Consider the following 23,431-nt stretch of genomic DNA (forward strand, 5'->3'; position numbering starts at 1 on the left):
CCCCGTGAGCTGCCCGAAACCCCCGAGTGATCACCCTGTTACCTGCCGCACCTACCGTCAGGCCATGGCGGACATATTTGACGCATACGCGCTGGCCGATGCGTGGGACGAGATGTTTGAGCGGCCGGGTGAAGTCAGGACCGCCTATGAGCCGGTGCTGGCAGCACTTCAACCGATGGAATCGGCCGAACTCCGGTTCAAGGCCGACCAGATGGCACGCGCGTTCACGGACCGCGGCGTGACCTACGCCTTCGCGGGCGAGGAAAGACCCTGGCCGCTGGACCTCGTACCCCGGGTCCTCGACGCCCTCGAATGGGACCTGATCCAGCGTGGGGTCGCACAACGGGTCAGGGCCCTGGAGGCCTACCTCGCCGACGCGTACGGACCGCGCCGGGCCTTCGAGGACGGGGTGGTGCCCTGGCGACTCCTCCTCAACTCCGGGCACTTCCACCGGGCCGCGCACGGTGTGGAACCACCGGGCGGGGTACGCATCCATGTCGCCGGCGTCGATCTCGTACGCGACGAGGCGGGCGAATTCCGGGTCCTGGAGGACAACGTTCGGGTCCCGTCCGGGGTCTCGTACGTCATCGAGAACCGGCGCGCGATGACCCGGATCTTCCCCTCCCTCTTCGCCGAGCAGCATGTGTGCCCGGTCGACGGCTACGGGCAGCGCCTGCTCGCGGCGCTGCGCGCGGCCGCGCCCGACGGGGTCGGCGACCCGCGCGTCGTCGTCCTCACCCCCGGCCCGAGCAACGCCGCCTACTTCGAACACGCCCTGCTGGCCCGGCTGATGGGCGTGCAACTCGTCGAGGGCCACGATCTCGTGTGCCGCGGGAACCGCGTCTGGATGCGGACGACACGCGGCGAGATGCCGGTCCATGTCGTATACCGGCGGCTCGACGACGACTTCCTCGACCCGCTCCACTTCCGCCCCGACTCGGTGATCGGCTGCCCGGGCATCATGAGCGCGGCCCAGGCGGGGAATGTCACACTCGCGAACGCCGTGGGCAACGGTATCGCGGACGACAAGCTGCTCTACACGTACGTACCGGACCTCATTCGGTACTACCTCGCCGAGGAACCCGTCATCCCCAATGTCGAATCGTTTCGCCCCGACGAACCAGGGCAGTTGGAGGCGGTCCTCGACCAGCTCGACCAGCTGGTCGTGAAGCCGGTCGACGGGGCGGGCGGGCAGGGCATCGTCATCGGTCCGCACGCGGACAAGGCCACGCTGGATCGCGTACGCAAAGAGGTCATCGCCGATCCGCGCGGCTGGATCGCCCAGCGTCCCGTCGCCCTGTCCACGTCCCCCACCCTCGCGGGCGACCGGATGGCGCCGCGCCACATCGATCTCCGGCCTTTCGCCGTGAACGACGGCAGCGACGTGTGGGTGCTGCCCGGCGGGCTCACCCGGGTTGCCCTCCAGGAGGGCAACCTCATCGTCAACTCCAGCCAAGGCGGCGGCTCCAAGGACACCTGGGTGCTCGCGGAGGGTCCGACGGGCGGGCCGCTCCCGGAGGAGCCCGGCACCGTACCGGACGTCGCCCCGCGCCAGCTCGGCCCCGACGGGGAACGCCTCGTCCAGCAGGAAGGGGCGCAACAGCAGTGACGACCACGCACCGGACACCCCCGGACGGAGCGAACACTGATCGAGGAGGTACGGCCGTGAACGACGTGATCCTCTCCCGCATCGCCGAAGCGCTGACCTGGACGGGCCGGTACGTCGAGCGGGCGGACGCCACCGGCCGCATCCTCGACGCGTATCTGCACCGGCTGCTGGAGGACCCCTGGCGGGACGAGGACGTGGCCTGCCGCTCGCTGTACGCGATCCTCGGCGTCGACGCGGGCGACACACGCGTGGACATGCAGCAGGTACTGGACCAGCTGGCCTTCGACGCCCGCTCGACCTGCTCCATCGAGGGAGCGCTGGGGGCCGCCCGCCTCAATGCCCGCAGCGCCCGCGAGGCGGTCTCCTCGGAGATGTGGGAGTGCCTCAACTCCACCTGGCACGCCCTCGCCGACCAGCGCATGGCGGCCCGCCGCACCGGCCCGTACGCCTACCTTGAACTCGTACGCCGCCGGGCGGCGCTCTTCTTCGGCCTGGCCGACTCGACGATGAGCCGCGACGACAGCTGGCGTTTCGTGGTCCTCGGCCGGAGCCTGGAGCGGGTGGACATGACCGTACGGCTGCTGTCCGTACGGGTACTGGACGCCCCCCACGCGCCGGACTGGCCGACGCTGCTGAGCGCGAGCGGGGCGGACGAGGCGTACGCGCGGGTGTACGGCGGCTTCGGGGACACGGCCCGCGTGGCCGAATTCCTCATCATGGACCGGGAGTTCCCGCGTTCGGTGCTGCACGCGCTGACCACGGCGGAGGAGTGCCTGGCGGCGCTGGGCCGCCCGCGCCAGGATCCGGCGCGCCGCCCGATAGGACGGATGCGCACGCGGCTGGAATACCAGGACTCAACAGCTCTCGAGGACGTACTCCCGTCCCTGCTCGGGGAGTTGCAGACATCCTGCATGGCCTCCGCCGAGGCGGTCGCGGAGAAGTTCTTCCCGTACCAGGGGCCCGTCGAGTGGGCCCAGGAAGGAGCGTGAGCACGCCATGACGCGCAGACTCCGCATCCGGCACACCACGAAGGTGTCCTACGCCCAGGCCGCGGTCTCCTCCCACAACGAGGTCCGCATGACGCCGCTGACGCTCCCGAGCCAGACCACGCTGGACGCCCGCGTCCTCGTGAACCCGTCCACCCCGACCTGGTCGTACTGGGACTACTGGGGCACCCAGGTCACCGGCTTCGACCTGATGGAACCGCACGCGGACCTGATGATCACGGCGGTGAGCCTGGTCGAGACGGCCCCGCCGGGCGGGCTCCCGGCGGCCCCGACCTGGGCGGAGGTGGCCGAACTGGTCGCGAACTCCCGCCTGTTGGAGTACGCGGCGCCGACATCCCGTACGACCATGCCCGACGCACTCGTCGAGCGAGCGCGCACGGCCGCGGCCGGCCTCGACCCGCACGAGACGGCGGTGGCGGTGTCGTCCATGGTCGCCGACCACGTCAGGTACATCCCCGGCTCCACCGGGGTGAACACCGCCGCCGCGGAGGCCTGGGAACAGGGCGCGGGCGTCTGCCAGGACATCGCCCACCTCACGGCGGGCCTGCTGCGTGCCCTCGGCCTGCCCACCCGCTATGTCTCCGGCTACCTCCACCCCGACCGCGACGCGGAGCTCCACCGCCCCGTCGAAGGCCAGAGCCACGCCTGGGTCGAGTACTGGGCGGGCGACTGGACCGGCTACGACCCCACCAACCGCGTCCGCGTCGACGAGTCCCACGTGGTCGTCGGCCGGGGCCGCGACTACGACGACGTCACCCCGCACAAGGGGGTGTACCGGGGAGTGGCCGGAGGGCCGCCCGAGGTGACCGTGGAGTTCACGCGGGTGGCGTAAGAGGTGCAGGCGGGCGGATCCTGTTGGTGATAGCTGTAGCCGGCCGTCTCCGGAGGTGATCGCGATGACGCACACGGCTGTCGGATGGCACGTGGAGCTGGAATTCGAGGAGGACGACCAGCGCACCCGCGCCGCCGCCCTCGTACGGCTCCGTGATGGAAGCGAAGTGCGGGCCCACGGCTACGCCAAACGCCACCCCACCGACTCCAACCAGCCAAGGGTGGGCGAAGAAGTGGCAGGAGCGAGGGCCCTGAACGAACTGGCCATGAAACTCCTGACCAAGGCCCACGACGAAATAGACGAGGCCTCGGGCCGGACCTCACATCCACTGGATGCGTGACGTGGGGACGGTTGCGATGCCGTCCCGGTGAGGGCGGGACCATCCGGCTCCCGCCCCCGCCCCCGCCTCCTCCTGCTCGAAAGCCGGACCTCTACTTCTTCAGGCCGAGTTCCTCGCATGCCGTCTCGTACTTGGACGTGCAGATGTCCGAGACCTTGTAGATGCCGTCCTCGATGACCGTCTCCTCGATGTTGTCCTTCGTCAGGGGGGAGACGAGGACGAGGTGGGCCGGGATGTTCTCCGTCGTCGGGCTGTCCACCTTGTCGCGGGTGAGGGCGTCGAACTCGATGCCCCAGCCGTGGGCCACGGCCACGGCCAGCTCCGCGGCGGTCTCGGCCTCTTCGGGGTAGGGCTTGTAGACGCTCATGTACTGCTCGCCGGCCACGATGCGCTGCACCGCCTCCAGTTCCGCGTCCTGGCCGGTGATCGGCGGCAGGTCGGTCACGCCGGCCGCCTTCAGGGCGGAGACGATGCCGCCCGCCATGCCGTCGTTGGCGGAGTAGACCCCGTCGATGTTCCCGGCGCCGATGGAGGAGATCGCGGCCATCATGTTGGCCCGCGCGTTCGACGGCTTCCAGTCCTTGGTGTCGTACTGCTTGGCGATGGTCACCTTGTTGCCGAGTTCGGCGAGGGCGGACTTCTTGAACTCGGCCGCGTTCGGGTCGGTGACCGCACCGTTCATCATGACGATCTTCTCGGACCTGCCGCCGTCCAGGACCTCGGCCAGCGCCCGGCCCTGTACCTCCCCGACCTGCTGGTTGTCGAAGGAGATGTACGCGTCGATGGGGCCCTCGGCCAGCCGGTCGTACGCGATGACGGGGATGTCCGCGTCCTTCGCCTTCTGCACGCCGTCCGCGATGTCCTTGGCGTCCACCGCGTCCAGGAGCACCACGTCGACCTTGTCGTCGACCATCCGCTGGAGCTGCTTCTTCTGCTCGCCGGCGTCCTGGTCGGCGTTGGCGTATACGACCCTGCCCTTGCCGCTGGTCAGCTCGTCGACCTTCTTCTTGATGATGGGGTGGTCGAACTTCTCGTAGCGCTGGTTCGCCTTCTCCGGCAGCAGCAGGCCCACCGTGATGTCGTCGCCCCTGGTCGGCTTCGCCGATCCGCCCTCCGCGCTGTTTTCGAGCACACCGCATGAGGCGAGCGAGAGAGTCATGGTGGACACGGCCAGGGATATGGCGATACGACGCATACGGCTGTTCACTTCTGGTGCCTTCCGAACGAGAGCGCAGTTTTGCGACCCAGGTGACAAAAAGCCAACGCGGGCGTATCAAATGCGTCAAGGAATTCTGTCTAACGAGATCACAACAGCACTCTGCGTGGTTGTTGTGAAGACGCAGAGGTGAAGATCTGGAGGACCGGCGGGCGGGGATGGAACATGCGTGATGGCCTGTCCATCGGCAGTTCACCAACGGCGAGCCCGGGAGTCCCGATGCGCAAGATCACGCTGAGTTTTTCCGTATCCCTCGACGGTTACTTCGCGGGTCCGAACGGCGAGCTCGACTGGCATCTGGTCGACGACGAGGTGCACCGCCACTTCAACGAGCGCATCAAGCCGATGGGCGGCTTCCTGCACGGACGGGTCATGCACGAGCTTATGGTCGGCTACTGGCCGACCGCCGACGAGGACCCCTCGGCTCCGGAGCCCGTGCGCGAGTTCGCGGCCATCTATCGGGACATGCCGAAGATCGTGTACTCCCGCACCCTGGAGCCGGGTCCCGCCGACTGGAACACGACCGTCGTACGGGAAGTCGTGCCCGAGGAAGTCAGGGCCCTCAAGGAGCAGCCCGGCGGCGACCTCGGAATCGGCGGCGCGGAACTCGCGGCGGAGTTCCGCCGCCACGACCTGATCGACGAGTACCTGCTCTACGTCGTTCCGGTCATCCTGGGTCGCGGACGTCCCCTCTTCCCGGAATCGGACGCCACCACCCACCTCCGCCTCGCCGCGACCCACACCTTCGGCAACGGCCTCGTGCTCCTGCGCTACGAGCGAGCCGGCGCCTGAGCGCTCCGCTGGAGAACGGTGATGCCGTGTCGATATGCGGCTCCGCCGCCGTGCGCGGGCCGGTGGGGGCTGGCCCCTCCCCCCACTCTCGACTTCGCTCGAGCGGGGGACCCCCATCGCGGCGGAGCCGCATATGTCACAGCCCCGCGCCCCTTCGGGGCACGGGCCTCCTGAGTCAGTCAGTCCCTGCCGTGTCCGCCGCGTCCGTCGAACGGCGGGCGTTCCGGGAAGTGGAGGAGGCGGGTCGGCGGGAGCGGGAAGTGCTCGCTGTCGGGGTGCCGGCGCCGGCCGTCGTCCGCACCTGAGTCGGAATCGGTGAGGGCCGACGGGGCGTCGGCGCCCGGCGGTTCGGTCGCGCGGGCGTGCTCGTGCCAGCCGTCGCGGAACCAGTTCAGCTGCTGCCGTTGCAGCTCCTCCTCGGTGAGCACGCGGACGCCCTCCGGGCCGGCCGCCCGGACCTTCTCGCCGAGTCCGATGAGCAGTTCGCCCACCAGCCTGGAGACGCGTTCCGCCTCGTCACCCCGGCCGCCGCCGCCCGGATTCCCCATGTGCCGCACTCCCTCGACTCCCTCGCGCTGTCCCCTCGCCTCAATCGCCCTCCGGCAGGAACTGCCTCGCCACCTTGGCGAACAGCTCCCGCAGTTCGGGCGGAACACCCATCCTGCGAGCCGCCTCCTCGGGACTCAGCGCCGATTGGCCGTCCCCGGCCGCGGGGTGCCCGCCGCCCGCGACGACCGGCAGGTCGTCCTCCGTCAGCCGCCCCGAGCGGATGAGCATCTCGCGCAGCGGCACGCCCAGTACGGCCGCGATACGCCGCATCGTCTCCAGGTCGGGCATGGACTGACGCTGCAACAGCCGGCTCACGGCGGCCCGATGCACCCCGGCATCGTCGGCGAGCTTCGAACGACCGCCCCCACGAGGGCTGTCGATGTCGTAGCCACGGCCGCGCAGCAACTCCTCGATCCAGCCGGCGAACTCGTCGAGCCCCTCGGCCCGGTATCTGCGATCTGAATGGGCATCGGCCCGTGAGCTGGAACGCATATGTCCGCTCTCCCCTCGTCGCGCGGACAACGTACCGATCGCCCTCGCACCAAGGTGTGTGCGCGCTCACGCGTAACGGTGGAGATTCGGCAACGGCCGCCAGATCAGCGGCAGTTGGCGTACGGCCTGGAGCGTCACCATCGCGCCCGCCTCCACGGAGGGTAGTCACTTGCGTACGCGCTCGCACCATGCAAGTCTATTCGCTCGCTCCCTGTTATCGAACAGATGTTCCCACACTCGGGGCGAAGAAGAGCGGAGAAGGCTGAAGAGAGAGGAGCGCCACGATGACCGATGCCACGCGCAGAACGTTTCGTACGGACCGGCTGCTGCGCGAGGACGCCGGGACGGAGGCCGACCATGACGACGACTGAGGCCGACGAAGTCGCACTGGAGCTGGAACGCCTGCGCCGCTCGGTAGACGTCGGCTTCGCCACCACCCGTGGCGACCTGGCCCTCCTCCTTCAGCGCGCCGACCAGACGGACAAGACTCTCGACGAACACGAAACCCGCCTCGAGTCCCTGGAACGCGCCCGCTGGCCCCTGCCGTCCCTGGCAGCCCTCACGTCATGCATAGCCCTGGCGGTGACGCTTTGGCAGGCGGCGGGGCGCTGATCACCGACGTACGCACACATCCGATCGGCGACGTCGGTGTCGTACGACATGAAGGGGCCCGGAGGATCGACGATCAACCTCCGGGCCCCTGCACGCTGTTGCGCTGTCCCTAATCCGACTGCTGGCGCTTCGGGCGCCACACCACCAGTGCGCTCGTCTGCTGGACGTCCTGGTACGGGACCAGGTCGCGGCGGTACGAGGCGTGGACCGCGGCCTCGCGTTGCTGCATCGCTGCGGCGGCGCCGTCCAGGGCCGCTTGCAGTTCCGCTACGCGGGACTGGAGGGCGGCGACCTGGTTCTCCAGTTCGATGATGCGTTTGATGCCGGCCAGGTTGATGCCCTCGTCCTGCGACAACTGCTGGACCGTGCGCAGCAGTTCGATGTCGCGGGCCGAGTAGCGCCGGCCCCGTCCGGCTGTGCGGTCGGGGGAGACCAGGCCGAGGCGGTCGTACTGGCGCAGGGTCTGGGGATGCAGACCGGAGAGCTGGGCCGCCACCGAGATGACGTACACCGGAGTTTCCTCGGTCAGCTCGTACGGGTTGCGTCGACGGCCATCCATGGTGTCCTCATGCTCCCTTCGCCGCCTGGAACAGCTCCGCCCGCGGGTCCTCGCCCGCGGTCGCCTCGCGGTACGCCTCGAGCGCGTCACGCGCCTTGCCCGCCACATCCTTGGGAACCGCGACCTCGACGGTGACCAGCAGGTCCCCGCGGGTGCCGTCCTTGCGGACCGCGCCCTTGCCTCGGGCGCGCATCGTCCGCCCGTTGGGCGTGCCCGGTGGCAGCTTCAGGGTGACCGGCGGCCCGCCCAGAGTGGGCACCCGGACCTCCCCGCCCAGCGCCGCCTCGGCGAACGTCACCGGCACCGTCACCGTGAGATTGTCGCCCTTGCGGCCGAAGACCGGGTGGGCGCCCACATGCACGATGACGTACAAGTCGCCCGCCGGACCGCCCCGTTCACCCGGCGCCCCCTTGCCTCGCAGCCGGATCCGCTGGCCGTCGCTGACGCCCGCGGGGATCCGGACCTGCATCGTGCGCGACGACTTGGCCCGGCCGCTGCCCTTGCAGATCTCGCAGGGGGTTTCCGCCATCAGACCGCGGCCCTTGCAGTCGGGGCACGGGTCGGTGAGCGAGAAACCGCCGCCCGAACCGCGCGCCACCTGCCCCGTGCCGACGCACGTCGGGCACACGCGCGGCGTGCCGTTCGCGTCGCCGGTGCCGGAACAGGCCTTGCAGGGCGACTGCGAGGACATCCGCAGCGGAACCGTCGCGCCGTCCACCGCCTCCGTGAAGCTCAGCGTGACCTCGGACTCGATGTCCTGGCCGCGCCTGGGCTGCGTACGCGTGCCCGTGCCCGTGCCCGCGCCGCCCCGGTTGAACAGGCCCCCGAAGACGTCACCGAGGCCGCCGCCGAATCCGCCGCCGGCACCGCCCGCCCCGCCCTGGCCGGGTCCGCCTCCGAAGAGGTCGCCCAGGTCGAAGTTGAACGTGCCGCCGGCGCCCGCTCCGGGGCCCGGCCTGTAGCCGCCGTTGCCGAAGAGGGTGCGCGCCTCGTCGTACTCCTTGCGCTTCTTGGGGTCGCCGAGGATGTCGTTCGCCTCGGAGATCTCCTTGAAGCGCTCTTCCGCCTTGGCGTTCCCCGTGTTGGCGTCCGGGTGGTACTCGCGGGCGAGCTTGCGGTACGCCTTCTTGATCTCGGCCTCGGTGGCGTCCTTGGGGACGCCGAGGACCTTGTAGTAGTCCTTCTCGATGAAGTCCTTGGTGCTCATCCTCGACGTCCCTCCTTCCTTCTCACGCGCCGTACGGTCCGTACGTTCATTCGTACGCCCCGTACGGCGCCGAAGTCAGCCCTCGTCCGGGCCACCGTTCTCCTTGTCGTCGGCCGGCGACTGCGACGAATCCGCCTCGTCGGCCTTGACGGTCTGCGCGCCCGGCTGCGGCTCGGCAACCGCCACCCGCGCGGGCCGAATGGTGCGCTCGCCAAAGCGATACCCCGGCTGCAGAATCGCCACGCACGTCGTCTCCGTGACGTCCGGCGCGTAACTGTGCATCAGGGCCTCGTGGATCGTCGGGTCGAAGGGCTCGCCCTCCTTGCCGAACTGCTGGAGGCCCAGCTTCGCCGCGACGGTCTCCAGCGACTCGGCCACCGACTTGAAGCCGCCGACCAGTTCGCCGTGATCCCGCGCGCGGCCGATGTCGTCGAGTACGGGCAGGAGCTCGGTCAGGAGGTTCGCGATGGCGATCTCCTTGACCTGGATCCGGTCCCGCTCGACCCGGCGGCGGTAGTTCTGGTACTCGGCCTGGAGCCGCTGAAGGTCCGCCGTGCGCTCACCGAGCGCCGTACGCACCTGGTCCAGCTGCGCCGTCAGGGCCGCCGTCTGCTGTGCTGCCTGCTGGGCTGCTGCCGCGTCCCCGGCCGGGGCCGCCCCCTCCTGAGGGGCGGCCTTCGGCTCCGCGTCATCAGAGGTGGCGCCGGAAGGGACGTCGGGCTGCTGAGGCTGAGCCTGCTGCGGCTGTTGAGGCTGCTGCGGCTGCTGCTCGTCGAAGCCCGGGGTCTCCTCCGTCACGCCGCGCCGTCCTTCCGGTCCTCGTCGACGATCTCGGCGTCGACGACATCGTCGTCGGCCTTGGCCTGCGCGCCACCCTCGGCGGCACCCTCAGGACCGCCCGGGCCGTCCGCGGCCTGCGCGCCCTGAGCGTCGGCGTACATAGCCTGGCCCACCTTCTGCGAGACCGCGGCGACCTTCTCGGTGGCCGTGCGGATCTCGGCGGTGTCCTCGCCCTTGAGCGCGGTCTTCAGCTCCTCGACAGCGGTCTCGACCTCGGTCTTGACCTCGCCGGGGACCTTGTCCTCATTGTCCTTGAGGAACTTCTCCGTCTGGTAGACGAGCTGCTCGCCCTGGTTGCGGGACTCGGCTGCCTCGCGGCGGGCGTGGTCCTCCTCCGCGTACTTCTCGGCCTCCTGGCGCATCCGGTCGACCTCGTCCTTCGGCAGCGAGGAGCCGCCGGTGACGGTCATCTTCTGCTCCTTGCCCGTGCCCAGGTCCTTCGCGGTCACGTGCATGATGCCGTTGGCGTCGATGTCGAAGGCGACCTCGATCTGCGGGACACCGCGGGGCGCCGGCGGCAGACCGGTCAGCTCGAACATCCCGAGCTTCTTGTTGTACGCCGCGATCTCGCGCTCGCCCTGGTAGACCTGGATCTGCACGGACGGCTGGTTGTCCTCGGCGGTGGTGAAGATCTCGGACCGCTTGGTCGGGATCGTCGTGTTCCGCTCGATGAGCTTCGTCATGATGCCGCCCTTGGTCTCGATACCGAGGGACAGCGGGGTCACGTCGAGGAGCAGTACGTCCTTGACCTCACCCTTGAGGACACCGGCCTGCAGCGCGGCGCCGATGGCGACGACCTCGTCCGGGTTGACGCCCTTGTTGGCGTCCTTGCCGGCGGTCAGGTCCTTGACCAGCTCGGCGACGGCGGGCATACGGGTGGAGCCACCGACGAGAACGACGTGGTCGATCTCGCTTAGCTGAATGCCGGCGTCCTTGATGACGTTGTGGAACGGCGTCTTGCAGCGCTCCAGGAGGTCGGCCGTCAGCTGCTGGAACTGGGCGCGGGTGAGCTTCTCGTCCAGGTGCAGCGGGCCTTCGGCGGACGCGGTGATGTACGGCAGGTTGATCGAGGTCTCCGTGGAGGACGACAGCTCGATCTTGGCCTTCTCCGCGGCCTCACGCAGGCGCTGGAGGGCCATCTTGTCCTTGCCCAGGTCCACGCCGTGGCCACTGGCGAACTGCTTCACCAGGTAGTCGACGACGCGCTGGTCCCAGTCGTCACCACCGAGGTGGTTGTCACCGTTGGTGGCCTTCACCTCGACGACGCCGTCGCCGATCTCGAGCAGCGAGACGTCGAAGGTGCCGCCACCGAGGTCGAAGACGAGGATCGTCTGGTCGTCCTTGTCGAGGCCGTACGCCAGGGCGGCGGCCGTCGGCTCGTTGACGATCCGCAGGACGTTCAGGCCCGCGATCTCGCCGGCCTCCTTGGTGGCCTGGCGCTCCGAGTCGTTGAAGTACGCCGGGACGGTGATGACCGCGTCCGTGACCTTCTCGCCCAGGTACGACTCCGCGTCCCGCTTCAGCTTCTGCAGGATGAAGGCGGAGATCTGCTGCGGGTTGAAGGGCTTGTTGTCGAGCTCGATCTTCCAGTCCGTACCCATGTGCCGCTTCACGGAGCGGATGGTCCGGTCTACGTTGGTGACCGCCTGGCGCTTGGCGACCTCGCCGACGAGCACCTCGCCGTTCTTGGCGAAGGCGACGACGGACGGCGTGGTCCTGGCGCCCTCGGCGTTGGTGATGACGGTGGGCTCACCGCCCTCCAGAACGCTGACGACGGAGTTAGTCGTGCCCAGGTCGATGCCGACCGCACGTGCCATTGTGATTCCTCCAGCTGACTTGAGTGGAACGGACTCAAGTGTGCACGACGCCGACCGCTGGGTCAAAAGGCATGAGCGGGGGAGGCTCAACTTTTATGTGAACCTTACGTTCAGGGGCCGTTTTTCACCTAGGGGGACGGGGAGCTGGGGTGCGCTCGGCGCGTGCCGGTTCGTTGTGGTTGCTCGCGCAGTTCCCCGTGCCCTTCAGGTCCGTGACGGGTCGGGGCGGTGGGAACCTGAGGCAGCTTTACGGCCGTTTCGCCGGCAGTCGGCTGCCCCGCAGGGCGGCCCTCGCCAGGTACACCCGCGAGGTGCACCGCCGGCACAAGGAGTTCCCCGTCTCCTTCCAGGTCGACGAGACGCTCAAGCTACCGATGGAGTCCGTGTACGGGCCGTTGCGCGGCGGATCGGGCGGCCGGCTCGAAGCAGCCCTGCGACAGACACGCCACACCGTCGTGCCGGGAGTACCCGGAGCCGGTAAGACCATGCTGCTGCGGCACGAGTCACTGATGTGGGCCAGGCGCCGAATCCAGACCTGCCACCGCGATGTCGGTCTCGGCGACCTTAGGGACCTGACCCTCAGCAGCCGGGACACACTCAGGCAACCCTCAGTAGCACAGATCACCGCGCCGCTGACTACAGTGCGGCACAGGATGCGGGTACTCTGAGGAGTACGTAAGTTACCGCTTAGTAATCTCGAGGACGACCTTCGCGGACCTCCTCGACGAATCCCCTCGCAGGCCCGAGGAGTCCCCAAATGCAACTCGCCGCGATCGTCGTGTCGCTGGTCCTGACCGTGATCGGCGTTGCTCTGCTCGCGCGTGCCGTCGGCCAGTTCGTCCGGCACTTCAAGCTCGGCCAGCCCGTTCCCGCCGGCAGTCGGACCGACAACCCCTGGGACCGCAGCGTGACGCTGGTCAAGGAGTTCCTCGGCCACACACGTATGAACCGCTGGGGCATCGTCGGCTTCGCACACTGGTTCGTCGCGGTCGGCTTCCTGACCCTCCCGCCCACCCTCGCGCAGGCGTACGGGCAGCTCTTCGAGGCCGACTGGACCCTCCCGGTCATCGGCGGCTTCCTGCCGTTCGAGATGTACATCGAGTTCATCGGCGTGATGACCGTCATCGGCATCGCCGTACTCATCGTCATCCGGCTGCTCAGCCTGCCCTCCCGGGCCGGCCGCAAGTCCCGGTTCACGGGCTCCAAGGCCTGGCAGGCGTACTTCGTCGAGTACGTCATCCTCACCATCGGCCTGGCGATCTACACGCTGCGCGGCCTGGAGGGCGCGATCCACAACGTGGCGCACTACGAGGCCGCGTACTTCGCCTCGTACCCGCTGGTGCTCGCCTTCGAGGGGCTGAGCGTCGGAACGCTCCAGAACCTGATCTACCTCACCGCGATGATCAAGGTCAGTGTGTCGCTGATCTGGATGATCACGGTCTCGGTGAACACCAACATGGGTGTCGCCTGGCACCGCTTCCTCGCCTTCCCCAACATCTGGTTCAAGCGCAACGCCGACGGCTCGACGGCCCTCGGCGCGCTGCAGCCGATGACCAGCGGCGGCAAGCCCATCGACTTCACCGACCCCGGCGAGGACGACGTCTTCGGTGTCAGCCAGGTCGAGCAGTTCTCCTGGAAGGGTCTGCTGGACTTCTCCACCTGCACCGAGTGCGGACGCTGCCAGTCGCAGTGCCCCGCCTGGAACACCGGCAAGCCCCTCTCCCCCAAGCTGCTCATCATGTCGCTGCGCGACCACGCGCACGCAAAGGCCCCGTACTTGCTGGCCGGCGGTGGCAAGACCATGGAGGGCGAGGAGAAGGCGAGCGAGGAGCAGTTGAAGGACGTTCCCGCCGCCGCGCTCGCCGAGGCCGAGCGGCCGCTTGTCGGCACCCTCGAAGAGAACGGCGTCATCGACCCGGATGTGCTCTGGTCCTGCACCACTTGCGGTGCCTGCGTCGAGCAGTGCCCCGTCGACATCGAGCACGTCGACCACATCGTCGACATGCGCCGCTACCAGGTGATGATCGAGTCCGCGTTCCCGAGCGAGGCGGGCACGATGCTCAAGAACCTGGAGAAGAAGGGCAACCCCTGGGGGCTCGCCAAGAAGCAGCGCCTCGAGTGGACCAAGGAGGTCGACTTCGAGGTACCGGTGGTCGGCAAGGACATCGAGGACCTGTCCGAGGTCGAGTACCTGTACTGGGTCGGCTGCGCGGGCGCGTTGGAAGACCGCGCGAAGAAGACGACCAAGGCCTTCGCCGAACTCCTCCACATCGCGGGCGTCAAGTTCGCGATCATGGGCGGCGACGAGAAGTGCACCGGTGACTCGGCGCGGAGGCTCGGCAACGAGCCGCTGTTCCAGGAGCTCGGCATGGAGAACGTCTCCGCGCTGAACATGGCGTTCGGCGAGGAGATGGACGACGAGGGCAACTTCACCGCGGAGTCGAAGAAGCCGAAGTCCGCGAAGAAGATCGTCGCCACCTGCCCGCACTGCCTCAACACCCTCGGCAACGAGTACCCGCAGATCGGCGGCGACTACGAGGTCATCCACCACACCCAGCTGCTCCAGCACCTCATCGACGAGGGCAAGCTCATCCCCGTAACCCCCGTCGAGGGCCTGATCACGTACCACGACCCCTGCTACCTGGGCCGCCACAACAAGATCTACACGCCCCCGCGCGAGATCATCGGCAAGGTCCCGGGCCTCAGGAACGAGGAGATGCACCGCCACAAGGAGCGCGGCTTCTGCTGTGGCGCCGGTGGTGCGCGGATGTGGATGGAGGAGCGGATCGGCAAGCGCATCAACAACGAGCGTGTTGATGAGGCGCTTTCTCTCAACCCCGACATCATTTCCACTGCCTGCCCGTTCTGCCTCGTCATGCTGACCGACTCGGTCAACGGCAAGAAGAACGATGGCAAGGCCAAGGAGTCCATCCAGGTCGTGGACGTGGCCCAGCTGCTCCTCGACTCCGTCAGGACGCCGGTCGACGACGAGCCGCCGGCGGGCGAGACCGAGTCGGAGAGCGAGTCGGAGCCGCAGCCGGTGAAGTAGCGGCTCAGGTAACGGCAGCCCGACGGCAACGGGTACGGCTGGATAACGAAGCACCCCATGTCCCTGGTTCACACCGGGAGCATGGGGTGTTGTCGTGAGATGAGAGCGACAAGGGGTGCGGTTCTGGTCGCGTGCGCCGTCCTGCTGGGCGCCGCCGCCACCGGATGCGACACGGCGGGCGGGGGCTCCGGGGACGGCGGAAGCAGGGCTACGGGGCCGGGGGCGCCCTCCGCCCCCACGCCCCCGAACGCCACCTCCACCGGCTTCACGCTGGGCGCCCTCGCCCAGGGCCCCGACCGCCCCGCCGCCGGGCAGCCACAAGACCGCCCCCGCGAAGGCGACCTCAACGGCGACGGCTACGACGACGTGGCCCTCGCCCGCCCCGGCGCCGTCTATGTCGTATACGGCTCGGCGGGCGGCCCCGACCCCCGCACCCGTACGACGCTCGCCGTGGGCGGCGGCCACCCGGGCCGTGACGCCGACAACATGCCCCGGCTGCACCGTGCCGACCTGGACGGCGACGGGTTCACCGATCTGCTGGTCACGGTGAACGACGGCAAGCAGTACGCGCTGTGGGGCGGGGCGCGCGGGATCACGGGGATACGTCAACTCGCCGTCAGCGGCGAGGCGTTGCGCGAACTCGGTCCCGCGGGCGGCGACTCCGGCAGCGTCGCCGACTTCGACGGGGACGGCAGCGGCGACGTCTTCCGCCTCGGACGGTCCGACGGATCGTCCGCCGGGTCCGCAGGGGTCGTCTTCCACGGCCCCTTCGACCGCCGTACGGGCAAGCCGGCCCGCCAGGCCGAACTCACTGGCCCCGTCCCCGCCGACAGCGCGCCCTACCAGTCCACCTCCGAGGACTACGACGGCGACGGCCGCGCCGAGCTGACCGTGTGGTTCGAGTGGACCGACCCCGACAGCGAGGGCGACGGCGACCTGAGCGTCCGAGGGGTGCACCATTTCCGCGGTACGGCGCGTGGGCTCGTACGGGCGCAGGAGTCCGAGCAGGGCGAGGAGTTCGCGGGCCATCCCGGGGATGTGGACGGCGACGGCGACGACGAGCTGTACAAGGCGACCTTCTCCGCCTACGACCAGAAGATCGCGGTCAGCGTCAACTCGGCGCCCGGGAAGGCGAGTTCCGCGTCGCCGGTCACCCTGACCGACCTCCCCGGCCTCAACTCCCGCTGCTGCGGAGGCACCGAGGGCCGAGCGGTCGGTGACGTCACGGGCGACGGACGGCCCGACCTCGTACTGAGCGCGCCCGCGATCAACAGCGCCCACGGGCTCGTCTTCCTGATCCCGGACATCGCCCGCGTCACCCCAGCCACCAAACCCCAGGCGGTCGACCTGGAATCCACGGGTGTGGACGGAGACAACCGCGACCCCGGAGCGGGCGACAAGCAGTACATCCGCCACCGCCTGATCTCCAAGCCACCTCTGCTCGACGTAAACGGCGACGGCCGCCTCGACGTGGTCGCCGCCTCCGGCAACCAGCGGTCCGAGGACGGTTCCGGCACGCGCCGTACGAGGGGGTTCTGGGTGTTCCCGGGCTCCCCGGAGGGCTTGGACACCAAGGCCTCACGGCATGTCACGGAGGAGGAGCTGGACCTTGGGTGACCGGTCCCGCGCACGCCGCACAGTGACGATCGTGTGCACCTTGGCGCTGTACGCCGTCTCCGGGTGCGGTATCGGTGCTCTGCCGGCTGCACCTCTGTTCAGGGTTTCTGAGCACGCAAAAGGCGTTTGACGGGTGCTCTCCCCGTCAAACGCCTTTTCGTACAAGCCGCTCAGGGCGGGTCCCTGTTTACATCGAACAAGTGCTCTGGCTTAGTCGGATTCAGCTTCGGGTATTTCCTCACCAACTCGTCTGTAAAAGCAGTGCTATTCGCTGCCTTAGGTGATCTCCAGGCGCAAGGAGCGTGATATGCGCGAGCGGTGCCGAGTGGATCAGGAAAGTGATGGATGAAAATGCCGATCGACCCGGAACAGGGATCCACCGGCGGTGGCGCCGTGGTGACGTTCACCGGCACTGGCCTCAGTGGCGCAACAGCCGTCCACTTCGGATCTGAGCCGGCCACGATCACCGCCAATACGGCCACCTCGGTCTCGGTCGTTTCCCCCTCGGGGGCGGGCGTGGTCGAGGCCACGGTCACCACACCGGGGGGCACCAGTAATCCGGTGCCCTATTACTACGTCCCCCCACCCGCTGTCCTTGACGTGTCACCAGCGTCCGGGCCCACCGCAGGCGGGAGCACGATCACCATCACCGGGCGTGGTCTCGCTGCCACCACATCCGTACGATTCGGCGGATCCGCCGTCACACCAACGGTGGTGTCTGACAGCGAACTCACCGTTGTCACCCCGGCCGTCGCGGCCGGCACCGTGCCCCTGGTCGTCACGGGTCGCGGCGGGACAGCCGCAATGTCCTTCGATTTCGTGACTCCTCCAGCCGTCACCGGCTTCAGCCCGGTCACGGGCCCGACCGCGGGAGATACTCTCGTCGACCTCACGGGCACCGCTCTGTCGACGACCACAGGCGTGACCTTCGGAGGTGTCGCGGCCACGTCGTTCGCCGTCCTGTCCGACACACGGATCGCGGCCGTGACCCCCGCCCACTCCTCGGGTGCGGTCACCGTCGAGGTGACCACCACAGGCGGCAGCGACGCCGCGCCTGACACCTTCCTTTACGTGCCGTGACCTGGCGGGCCGGACCGTGGCTCGCTGAGTCCAGAACCACCCGCCCTGCCGTGCACCTGGAGCCGTGGGCTACTCAGCCGGGGGACTGGGACCGGCCAGTCCCCGGAAGCCGATCGCGCCGGACGGCCGCGCCCGACAGCCGGGTCCGGCGCACCACGCCGACACCGCTCAGGCTCAGTGCGGCTGCGCGCCGTACCGCTCCCGCGGCGGCCGCTTCCGAGGAAGTGGCGCATCTCCCAGGCACCCTCAACGTACGAGCGAGTCGGCGTCGGTGGAGGTGGTGTGATCCGGCTCGGGACGGGTCCCCCAGTCGGATACGTACCGTCGAGGACCATGACTTCGTGGCTGGGGCTGCTCTTGCGGGGTGTCGGGGTCCTGCTGATGACGATCGGTGGCCTCGGTGTCCTGGCGGGTGTGCTCGTGCTGTTCGATGCGCCGTGGCTGGACGGCGTCGGCTTCGCCGGTGTGAGTGCGATCGTCGCGGGTGTGGGGTGGGCGGTGCTGCGGGCCGGGCGACGGCTCGGTTCGACGCCTCGGCCCCTGGTCCGGGCCGGAGAGTGGATCAGCTGGTCCCTCGTTCCCCCGCCAGCCACATTCGGGCTTCGGGCGGGGATGGCTGCGCTGGGGGTGGGCCTTCGTACTGATCGGGATGCTCGCCGGGCAGTCGCTGTCGTATCGACTGGTTGCGTTTGCTTTCGGCGCGTTCGTTCTCGGCATCGTTGCCTTGCTGCAGGTCAGTGACATCCGGTCGCACTGGGGGAGGCCGGTGTCGCACAAGCCGCCTGGGGACGACGCAGCGGATGTCGAGGCCGGCGGACGGCCCGCAGGTGTGGAGTGGACGTTACTGGCGCTCTTCAGCGGCCTGAGCTTTGGATCAACTCCAGGGACTCTACGGCCCCCAACGCGACCCTCTCCACCTTGCGCAGAACCGCGCGATAGCGCGCGAGTTGCGCCTCTGCATCCAGGAAAGCACCACCAAGCTGGCTGTCCACCATGACGGTGTCCAACTGCGGTACCGGGCCACGTGCGTACACCAGCTGATCGGCGACTCCGGCGAAGCCGTCCACGTCGAACGGCACGACGCGCACGATGACTTGGGGCAGTTCGGACCGCTCCAAGATCTGCAGCAGCTGCTTCTGGGCCACGTTCCTGTCGGCCACTCTGATCCGCAAAGCGGCTTCGTGGATCAACGCCAGATATTGCATCCCCTCCAGGGCTTTCTGGTGGCGCAGCCTGAACTCGACGCGTACTTCCAGCTCCTCTTCCGCCCCTGGATGTCGCGACTGGACGAGGGCTTGTGCGAGGACAGTGAGTTCGCCTTTTCGCCCGACGGCCACGCCGTCGCGCTCACCTCCAAGACCGGAATCCAGGTCCGGGATATCCGCTCGGGGCGGGTCATCGGCCGGCTGACGGGTCAGTCGCTGGCATCGGTGCGGTTCAACGCGGACTCGAGGTTCCTCCTCGCGGCCGGCGCGGACGACATCCGGATGTGGCGGCTGTCCTGACCCGGCAAACCCGTGTTCCGTCAGGCACTGGCCACCGAAGGGACCATCTCGTACGAACTCGACTTCACTGCAGGCCAGTTGCGCTATCTCAACGGGTCCGCCAGCGCCGTACGCTCCCTGGGTCTCGGCCCGGCGACGACCCCCCGCTGGCAGCAAGAGACCGCCCAGGGCGCGCTGCTCAGCCAGAACGGCCGGACCTTGGTCACCGTGCGCTCCACCGGTGCCGCGGCGGGCATCCGCCTGCAGGACACCCACAGCTCGAAGAGCGCCTTCACGGTGCCGCACAAGCCGTGCCCCGCGACCAAGGCGGAGGCGGGCGAGTGCTCCGACATGCTGGCGCTCAGCGCCGACGGCCGCACCTTCGCGTACGCGCAGACCGACGAAATGAGCAGCTTCGTCACGCGGCAGTCGATCACGGTGTGGGACGTCGCGGCCCACCGCAAGCGGGCGACGATCACCATCCGCTTCGGCGAGGAGGGCTTCGCCGACGTCGACGCCCTGGCGCTCAGCGCCGACGGGCGCACCCTGCTGGTCTCCCGGGCGACGGAAAACCGGGTCGAGGTGTGGGACGTACGCCGGAACAAACGCACCCGGACGCTCAAGAACATCAGCGCGGAAGTCCTGGCCGTCCGCGGCGACCTGCGCACCCTGGCGTCCTCCAACAACGAGGTCGCCGACCTCCGTTCGGGACGGGTGGCCTACGGCACCCTGGGCGACACGGACATCAGCACCGTGACCTTCAGCCCCGACGGCCGGTACTTCGCGGCGGGCGACAGCGACGGCCGCGTCACGGTGTGGGACGGCGAGATAGGCAGCCGCCTGGGCATCCTGGCCGACACGGAGGCGACTGAGTCCGTCAGTGCCCTCGCCTTCTCCCCCGACGGCGACACCTTGGCGGTCGCCGACGACTCCGGCACGGTCCGGCTCTGGGACGTCCCCTCCAGCCGCCCCCTGGGCTCAGCCGTCCCCGGCCCAGGCGACCAGCCCCTCGCACTCGCCTTCGCCGAGAACGGCACCACCCTGTACGTCGCCGGAAGTCACGTCCCGCTCCGGACGTACGACTTCGCCCCGGCCCACGTGATCCGCCGGCTGTGCGAGCGCACGGGCTCCGGTCTCTCCGAGCCGGACTGGAAGACGTACCTTCCGGACATTCCGTACCGCAGGACGTGCGAGAGCTGATACGCGGCGGGGGCTTCTCGCTCCCAGTGGCTCAGGCGACGGCAAAGGCGAACAATTGCCTACGTAAGCCGTATATTCACGGAGCCACGGAAGGTGGCGAGCACCATGGCTGAACACCCGCACGCAGCACTGGTACGCAAGGGTTACGAGGCTTTCCAGCGCGGTGACATGGACACCCTGCGCGGACTGATGTCCGGGGACGCCACGCACCACACACCCGGCACCCACCCGCTCGCGGGTGACTTCAAGGGCCAGGACGCGATCGTCGACATGTACCGCAGGCTCAACGAGGAGACGAACGGCACCATGCGCGTCGAACTGCGCCATGTCCTCGTCGACGGCCGGGGCCACGCGGTCACCCTGCACCGCTTCACGGCCGAGCGGGGCGGCAAGCAGCTCGACGAGAACGGAGGCATCGTCTTCCGGATCGTCGGAGACAAGATCACCGACCTCGACGAATGTATCGAGGACATCGACAGGAGCAACGAGTTCTGGTCGTGACGCCGGCACGACGCACGACGCACCACTCGCGACGCATGACGTACGGCGACGGCAACGCGCTACCCGGACGTGCGTACCGCAAAAACGTGAGCCGACCCTGAGCAGCCACTGAAAAGCGGCTGGGCAACCCCTTAGGGGATGTCACAGCTCAGCGTCAAAGCCGGGTCCGTTCTCCCGGGCCCGGCGCACGGCTCCGTGAGACCAGGTACGTTCGATTACGTGGCTGGATTCAGGATCGGACGCGGCCGGGACAACCGCACCCAAGCAAGCCCGCAACAGCAAGGGCGGCAGCAACCGTACGGACAGCAGGCGCCTCCGGGCCGCCCGTCGTACGGCTATCCCCCTGCACCGCAGGCGCACCAGTACGGCAACGGCGGACAGCAGTGGCCCCAGGCGAACGGCCACGGCGAGCCGGAGTACTTCGGTGACCACGATCACCACGGCCAGGGCCCGGACCCATACGCGGCGAACAACCCGGGCCACACCCAGGCGTTCGGGATCGGCGAGGACCCGTACAACCAGGGCGGCACCTACCGCGCCGGCCAGGCGGCGGCACCCCCGGTGGGGCCGCGGCTGCACTGGAAGGAACTGCTGAGCGGCGTCATCATGCGCCCGAACCAGACGTTCCTGCAGATGCGCGACTACACGATGTGGGGCCCGGCCCTGATCGTGACGTTCCTGTACGGAATGCTGGCGGTCTTCGGCTTCGACGGCGCACGCGAGGACGCGATCAACGCGACGCTCTCCAACGCCGTCCCCATCGTCCTGACGACGGCTGTCGCGATCGTGCTCAGCGCGTTCATCCTGGGCGTGGTCACCCACACCCTCGCGCGCCAGCTCGGCGGCGACGGCGCCTGGCAGCCCACGGTCGGCCTCTCCATGCTGATCATGTCGGTCACGGACACCCCCCGCCTGATCGTGGCCCTCTTCATGGGCGGCGACGCGCCGTTCGTCCAGATCCTGGGCTGGGTGACCTGGCTGGGAGCCGCCGCCCTGTTCACGCTGATGGTCAAGAAGTCCCATGACCTTCCGTGGCCGAAGGCCCTGGGCGCCTCGGCGATCCAGCTGATCGCCCTGCTGTCGATCATCAAGCTGGGGACGTTCTGAGTCTGGCACTTAGGCGGCACGACGAGCGCGGCACACGTCACGTGTGCCGCGCCTCGGCATTTCTCAGTCCAGTTGGTCTCGCGTAGTACGGCTCGCGAGCGCACGATGGACACGTGACTCCGCTCCCCCACTTAAAGGAGGGGGGCTTCCAACCCGAGGGCTGCGGTCCAGCCCGAACCGATCCCTTGCGGGACGAAAGGAAAATATCACAGCGCAGGGAAGCGATTCTGATGGATGCACGCGACGTACAGGCCAAGCGGGATGGGCAAGCCGAGCGCATCGTGCCGCACGACGGGCCTCTCGGTGACGCCCACGCAAGCGTCGAGCACGCCGGTGACGCCCACGCCGCCGACGCGCACATCAGCGCGCTACGGGCCGTCAGCGCACCGTCGCGCGTGGCCGAGCCCGCCGAGGGGATCACCGCGGAGGAACTCGCGCTCGCGACCCGCAATCACGGGCTGCCACTGGAGGCCCTGCGGTACGAGGTCACACCGCCCGGACTGCACTACGTACTCACCCACTACGACATCCCCACCGTCGACGCCGCCGGCGCCGACGACTGGACGCTCACCGTGCGGGGCCGCGTACGCACGCAGCTGTCCCTGGACATGACGACCCTGCGCTCGTTCCCGGCCGTCACACACCGGGTGACGATGGAGTGCGCGGGCAACGGCCGGGCCCGGCTCACCCCGCGGCCCGTGAGCCAGCCCTGGCTGGTCGAGGCGGTCGGCACCGCCGACTGGACGGGGGTCCCGCTGCGTACGCTGCTCGCAGAGGCCGAGGTCGAGCCGGACGCCGTCGAGGCCGTGTTCACCGGCGCCGACCACGGCGTGGAACGCGGCGTGGAGCAGGACTACCAGCGCAGCCTCCCCCTCTCCGACGCCACCGCCGACGACCCCGAGGTCCTGGTGGCGTACGAGATGAACGGCGCCCCACTGCCACCGCAGCACGGCCACCCCGTACGCCTGGTGGTACCCGGCTGGTACGGCATGGCCCATGTGAAATGGCTCCGCGACATCGCCCTGACCAGCACACCCTTCACGGGATTCCAGCAGACGGTGGCCTACCGCTACCGTCGCTCGGCCGACAACGCGGACGACCCCGGCGAACCGGTCACCCGTATCGCCCCGCGCGCGCTGATGATCCCGCCGGGCTTCCCCGACTTCATGTCCCGCACCCGCGTCGTACGCCCCGGCCCCGTGCAGCTGGAGGGCCGCGCCTGGTCGGGCCACGCCCCGGTGACAAAGGTCCAGGTGAGCACGGACGACGGCGACACCTGGACGGAGGCCGCTCTCGAGGACGGGCCCGGCGGGCATGACGGGCTCGAGGGCAGCGCGTGGGTGTGGCGGAGCTGGCGTACGACATGGGAGGCCACCCCCGGCACCCACGTACTGACCGCCCGCGCCACCGACGCCGCGGGCCACACGCAACCCCTCGACCAGCCCTGGAACCGCGGCGGCTTCGGCAACAACCTCGTCCAGCGAATACCGGTGATCTGCCTGCCGCGGGGCGACTGAAGGC

23 protein-coding genes are annotated in these 23,431 nt (G+C 68.9%); 15 read left to right on the top strand and 8 right to left on the bottom strand.

Translation table 11 applies throughout. The features are described from left to right. Positions 1 to 64 precede the first annotated feature (64 nt). From ACGFNK_RS07900 to ACGFNK_RS07915, 4 genes are all read left to right on the top strand, one after another. The gene (locus ACGFNK_RS07900; protein WP_393412999.1) at positions 65 to 1,609 is read left to right on the top strand and encodes a circularly permuted type 2 ATP-grasp protein; all 1,545 of its coding nucleotides are present in this window, start codon (positions 65 to 67) and stop codon (positions 1,607 to 1,609) included. Between the two features lie 56 nt (positions 1,610 to 1,665). Beyond that, entirely contained in the window at positions 1,666 to 2,598 is a 933-nt protein-coding gene (locus tag ACGFNK_RS07905) for an alpha-E domain-containing protein (RefSeq protein WP_165341478.1), read from the top strand. A 7-nt stretch (positions 2,599 to 2,605) separates the two neighbouring features. Then, positions 2,606 to 3,448, top strand: coding sequence for a transglutaminase domain-containing protein (locus tag ACGFNK_RS07910; protein ID WP_393413001.1), 843 nt, complete (start codon positions 2,606 to 2,608; stop codon positions 3,446 to 3,448). 64 nt (positions 3,449 to 3,512) lie between these two features. Beyond that, a complete protein-coding gene (locus ACGFNK_RS07915; protein ID WP_386342552.1) occupies positions 3,513 to 3,788 on the top strand; it encodes a DUF1876 domain-containing protein in 276 nt (91 codons plus the stop codon). A 91-nt stretch (positions 3,789 to 3,879) separates the two neighbouring features. Here the strand turns inward: ACGFNK_RS07915 and ACGFNK_RS07920 are convergent, their stop codons facing one another. Continuing rightward, on the bottom strand, positions 3,880 to 4,995 hold the full coding sequence (locus tag ACGFNK_RS07920) for a sugar ABC transporter substrate-binding protein (RefSeq protein ID WP_393413003.1): 1,116 nt from the start codon (positions 4,993 to 4,995) through the stop codon (positions 3,880 to 3,882). Positions 4,996 to 5,223: 228 nt separating this feature from the next. On the opposite strand from ACGFNK_RS07920, the gene ACGFNK_RS07925 reads away from it, so the two are divergent. Then, positions 5,224 to 5,796 carry a dihydrofolate reductase family protein gene (locus ACGFNK_RS07925; RefSeq protein WP_393413005.1) on the top strand — a complete coding sequence of 191 codons (573 nt, stop codon included), beginning with the start codon at positions 5,224 to 5,226 and terminating at the stop codon, positions 5,794 to 5,796. A gap of 179 nt (positions 5,797 to 5,975) precedes the next feature. On the opposite strand, the gene ACGFNK_RS07930 is transcribed toward ACGFNK_RS07925, so the two are convergent. Together ACGFNK_RS07930 and ACGFNK_RS07935 are read right to left on the bottom strand one after the other, a co-directional pair. Then, entirely contained in the window at positions 5,976 to 6,344 is a 369-nt protein-coding gene (locus ACGFNK_RS07930; protein ID WP_393413007.1) for a hypothetical protein, read from the bottom strand. A 40-nt stretch (positions 6,345 to 6,384) separates the two neighbouring features. Next, positions 6,385 to 6,837 (bottom strand): helix-turn-helix domain-containing protein, encoded by a 453-nt coding sequence (locus tag ACGFNK_RS07935; protein WP_393413009.1) that lies wholly within the window; start codon positions 6,835 to 6,837, stop codon positions 6,385 to 6,387. A gap of 357 nt (positions 6,838 to 7,194) precedes the next feature. On the opposite strand from ACGFNK_RS07935, the gene ACGFNK_RS07940 reads away from it, so the two are divergent. Further along, positions 7,195 to 7,449, top strand: coding sequence for a hypothetical protein (locus ACGFNK_RS07940; protein ID WP_386342548.1), 255 nt, complete (start codon positions 7,195 to 7,197; stop codon positions 7,447 to 7,449). 109 nt (positions 7,450 to 7,558) lie between these two features. On the opposite strand, the gene ACGFNK_RS07945 is transcribed toward ACGFNK_RS07940, so the two are convergent. The 4 genes from ACGFNK_RS07945 to dnaK form a co-directional block, all read right to left on the bottom strand. Then, on the bottom strand, positions 7,559 to 8,008 hold the full coding sequence (locus ACGFNK_RS07945) for a heat shock protein transcriptional repressor HspR (RefSeq protein WP_165341470.1): 450 nt from the start codon (positions 8,006 to 8,008) through the stop codon (positions 7,559 to 7,561). Positions 8,009 to 8,015: 7 nt separating this feature from the next. Then, positions 8,016 to 9,215, bottom strand: a complete 1,200-nt coding sequence (dnaJ, locus tag ACGFNK_RS07950; protein ID WP_393413012.1) for a molecular chaperone DnaJ — start codon at positions 9,213 to 9,215, stop codon at positions 8,016 to 8,018. A gap of 75 nt (positions 9,216 to 9,290) precedes the next feature. Then, a complete protein-coding gene (gene grpE / locus ACGFNK_RS07955; protein ID WP_393413014.1) occupies positions 9,291 to 10,013 on the bottom strand; it encodes a nucleotide exchange factor GrpE in 723 nt (240 codons plus the stop codon). Beyond that, positions 10,010 to 11,872 carry a molecular chaperone DnaK gene (gene dnaK, locus ACGFNK_RS07960; RefSeq protein ID WP_386342545.1) on the bottom strand — a complete coding sequence of 621 codons (1,863 nt, stop codon included), beginning with the start codon at positions 11,870 to 11,872 and terminating at the stop codon, positions 10,010 to 10,012. The genes grpE and dnaK overlap by 4 nt, the downstream gene beginning before the upstream one ends. A gap of 212 nt (positions 11,873 to 12,084) precedes the next feature. On the opposite strand from dnaK, the gene ACGFNK_RS07965 reads away from it, so the two are divergent. From ACGFNK_RS07965 to ACGFNK_RS07980, 4 genes are all read left to right on the top strand, one after another. Continuing rightward, entirely contained in the window at positions 12,085 to 12,540 is a 456-nt protein-coding gene (locus ACGFNK_RS07965) for a hypothetical protein (protein ID WP_393413016.1), read from the top strand. Between the two features lie 89 nt (positions 12,541 to 12,629). Beyond that, positions 12,630 to 14,921: a (Fe-S)-binding protein gene (locus ACGFNK_RS07970; protein ID WP_393413018.1), complete on the top strand. Its 2,292-nt coding sequence runs from the start codon at positions 12,630 to 12,632 to the stop codon at positions 14,919 to 14,921. 99 nt (positions 14,922 to 15,020) lie between these two features. Next, positions 15,021 to 16,538 (top strand): FG-GAP repeat domain-containing protein, encoded by a 1,518-nt coding sequence (locus tag ACGFNK_RS07975; protein WP_393413020.1) that lies wholly within the window; start codon positions 15,021 to 15,023, stop codon positions 16,536 to 16,538. Between the two features lie 345 nt (positions 16,539 to 16,883). Next, positions 16,884 to 17,618 carry an IPT/TIG domain-containing protein gene (locus tag ACGFNK_RS07980; protein WP_393413022.1) on the top strand — a complete coding sequence of 245 codons (735 nt, stop codon included), beginning with the start codon at positions 16,884 to 16,886 and terminating at the stop codon, positions 17,616 to 17,618. Between the two features lie 854 nt (positions 17,619 to 18,472). On the opposite strand, the gene ACGFNK_RS07985 is transcribed toward ACGFNK_RS07980, so the two are convergent. Beyond that, positions 18,473 to 18,955 (bottom strand): DUF5753 domain-containing protein, encoded by a 483-nt coding sequence (locus ACGFNK_RS07985; protein ID WP_393413024.1) that lies wholly within the window; start codon positions 18,953 to 18,955, stop codon positions 18,473 to 18,475. On the opposite strand from ACGFNK_RS07985, the gene ACGFNK_RS07990 reads away from it, so the two are divergent. The 5 genes from ACGFNK_RS07990 (at position 18,842) to ACGFNK_RS08010 (ending at position 23,427) form a co-directional block, all read left to right on the top strand. Then, complete coding sequence (locus ACGFNK_RS07990) at positions 18,842 to 19,123, top strand: hypothetical protein (protein WP_393413295.1); 282 nt, start codon at positions 18,842 to 18,844, stop codon at positions 19,121 to 19,123. The two genes, ACGFNK_RS07985 and ACGFNK_RS07990, sit on opposite strands and share 114 nt — an antisense overlap. Before the next feature lie 12 nt (positions 19,124 to 19,135). Further along, positions 19,136 to 20,302 carry a WD40 repeat domain-containing protein gene (locus tag ACGFNK_RS07995; RefSeq protein WP_393413026.1) on the top strand — a complete coding sequence of 389 codons (1,167 nt, stop codon included), beginning with the start codon at positions 19,136 to 19,138 and terminating at the stop codon, positions 20,300 to 20,302. A gap of 105 nt (positions 20,303 to 20,407) precedes the next feature. Then, positions 20,408 to 20,803 carry a nuclear transport factor 2 family protein gene (locus tag ACGFNK_RS08000; RefSeq protein ID WP_386342537.1) on the top strand — a complete coding sequence of 132 codons (396 nt, stop codon included), beginning with the start codon at positions 20,408 to 20,410 and terminating at the stop codon, positions 20,801 to 20,803. Positions 20,804 to 20,941: 138 nt separating this feature from the next. Further along, positions 20,942 to 21,910 carry a YIP1 family protein gene (locus tag ACGFNK_RS08005; RefSeq protein WP_393413029.1) on the top strand — a complete coding sequence of 323 codons (969 nt, stop codon included), beginning with the start codon at positions 20,942 to 20,944 and terminating at the stop codon, positions 21,908 to 21,910. A gap of 230 nt (positions 21,911 to 22,140) precedes the next feature. Then, on the top strand, positions 22,141 to 23,427 hold the full coding sequence (locus ACGFNK_RS08010) for a sulfite oxidase (protein WP_393413031.1): 1,287 nt from the start codon (positions 22,141 to 22,143) through the stop codon (positions 23,425 to 23,427). The last annotated feature ends 4 nt before the right edge of the window (positions 23,428 to 23,431 follow it).

This window comes from Streptomyces sp. NPDC048825, from assembly GCF_043198355.1.
Classification (GTDB): domain Bacteria; phylum Actinomycetota; class Actinomycetes; order Streptomycetales; family Streptomycetaceae; genus Streptomyces; species Streptomyces xiangluensis.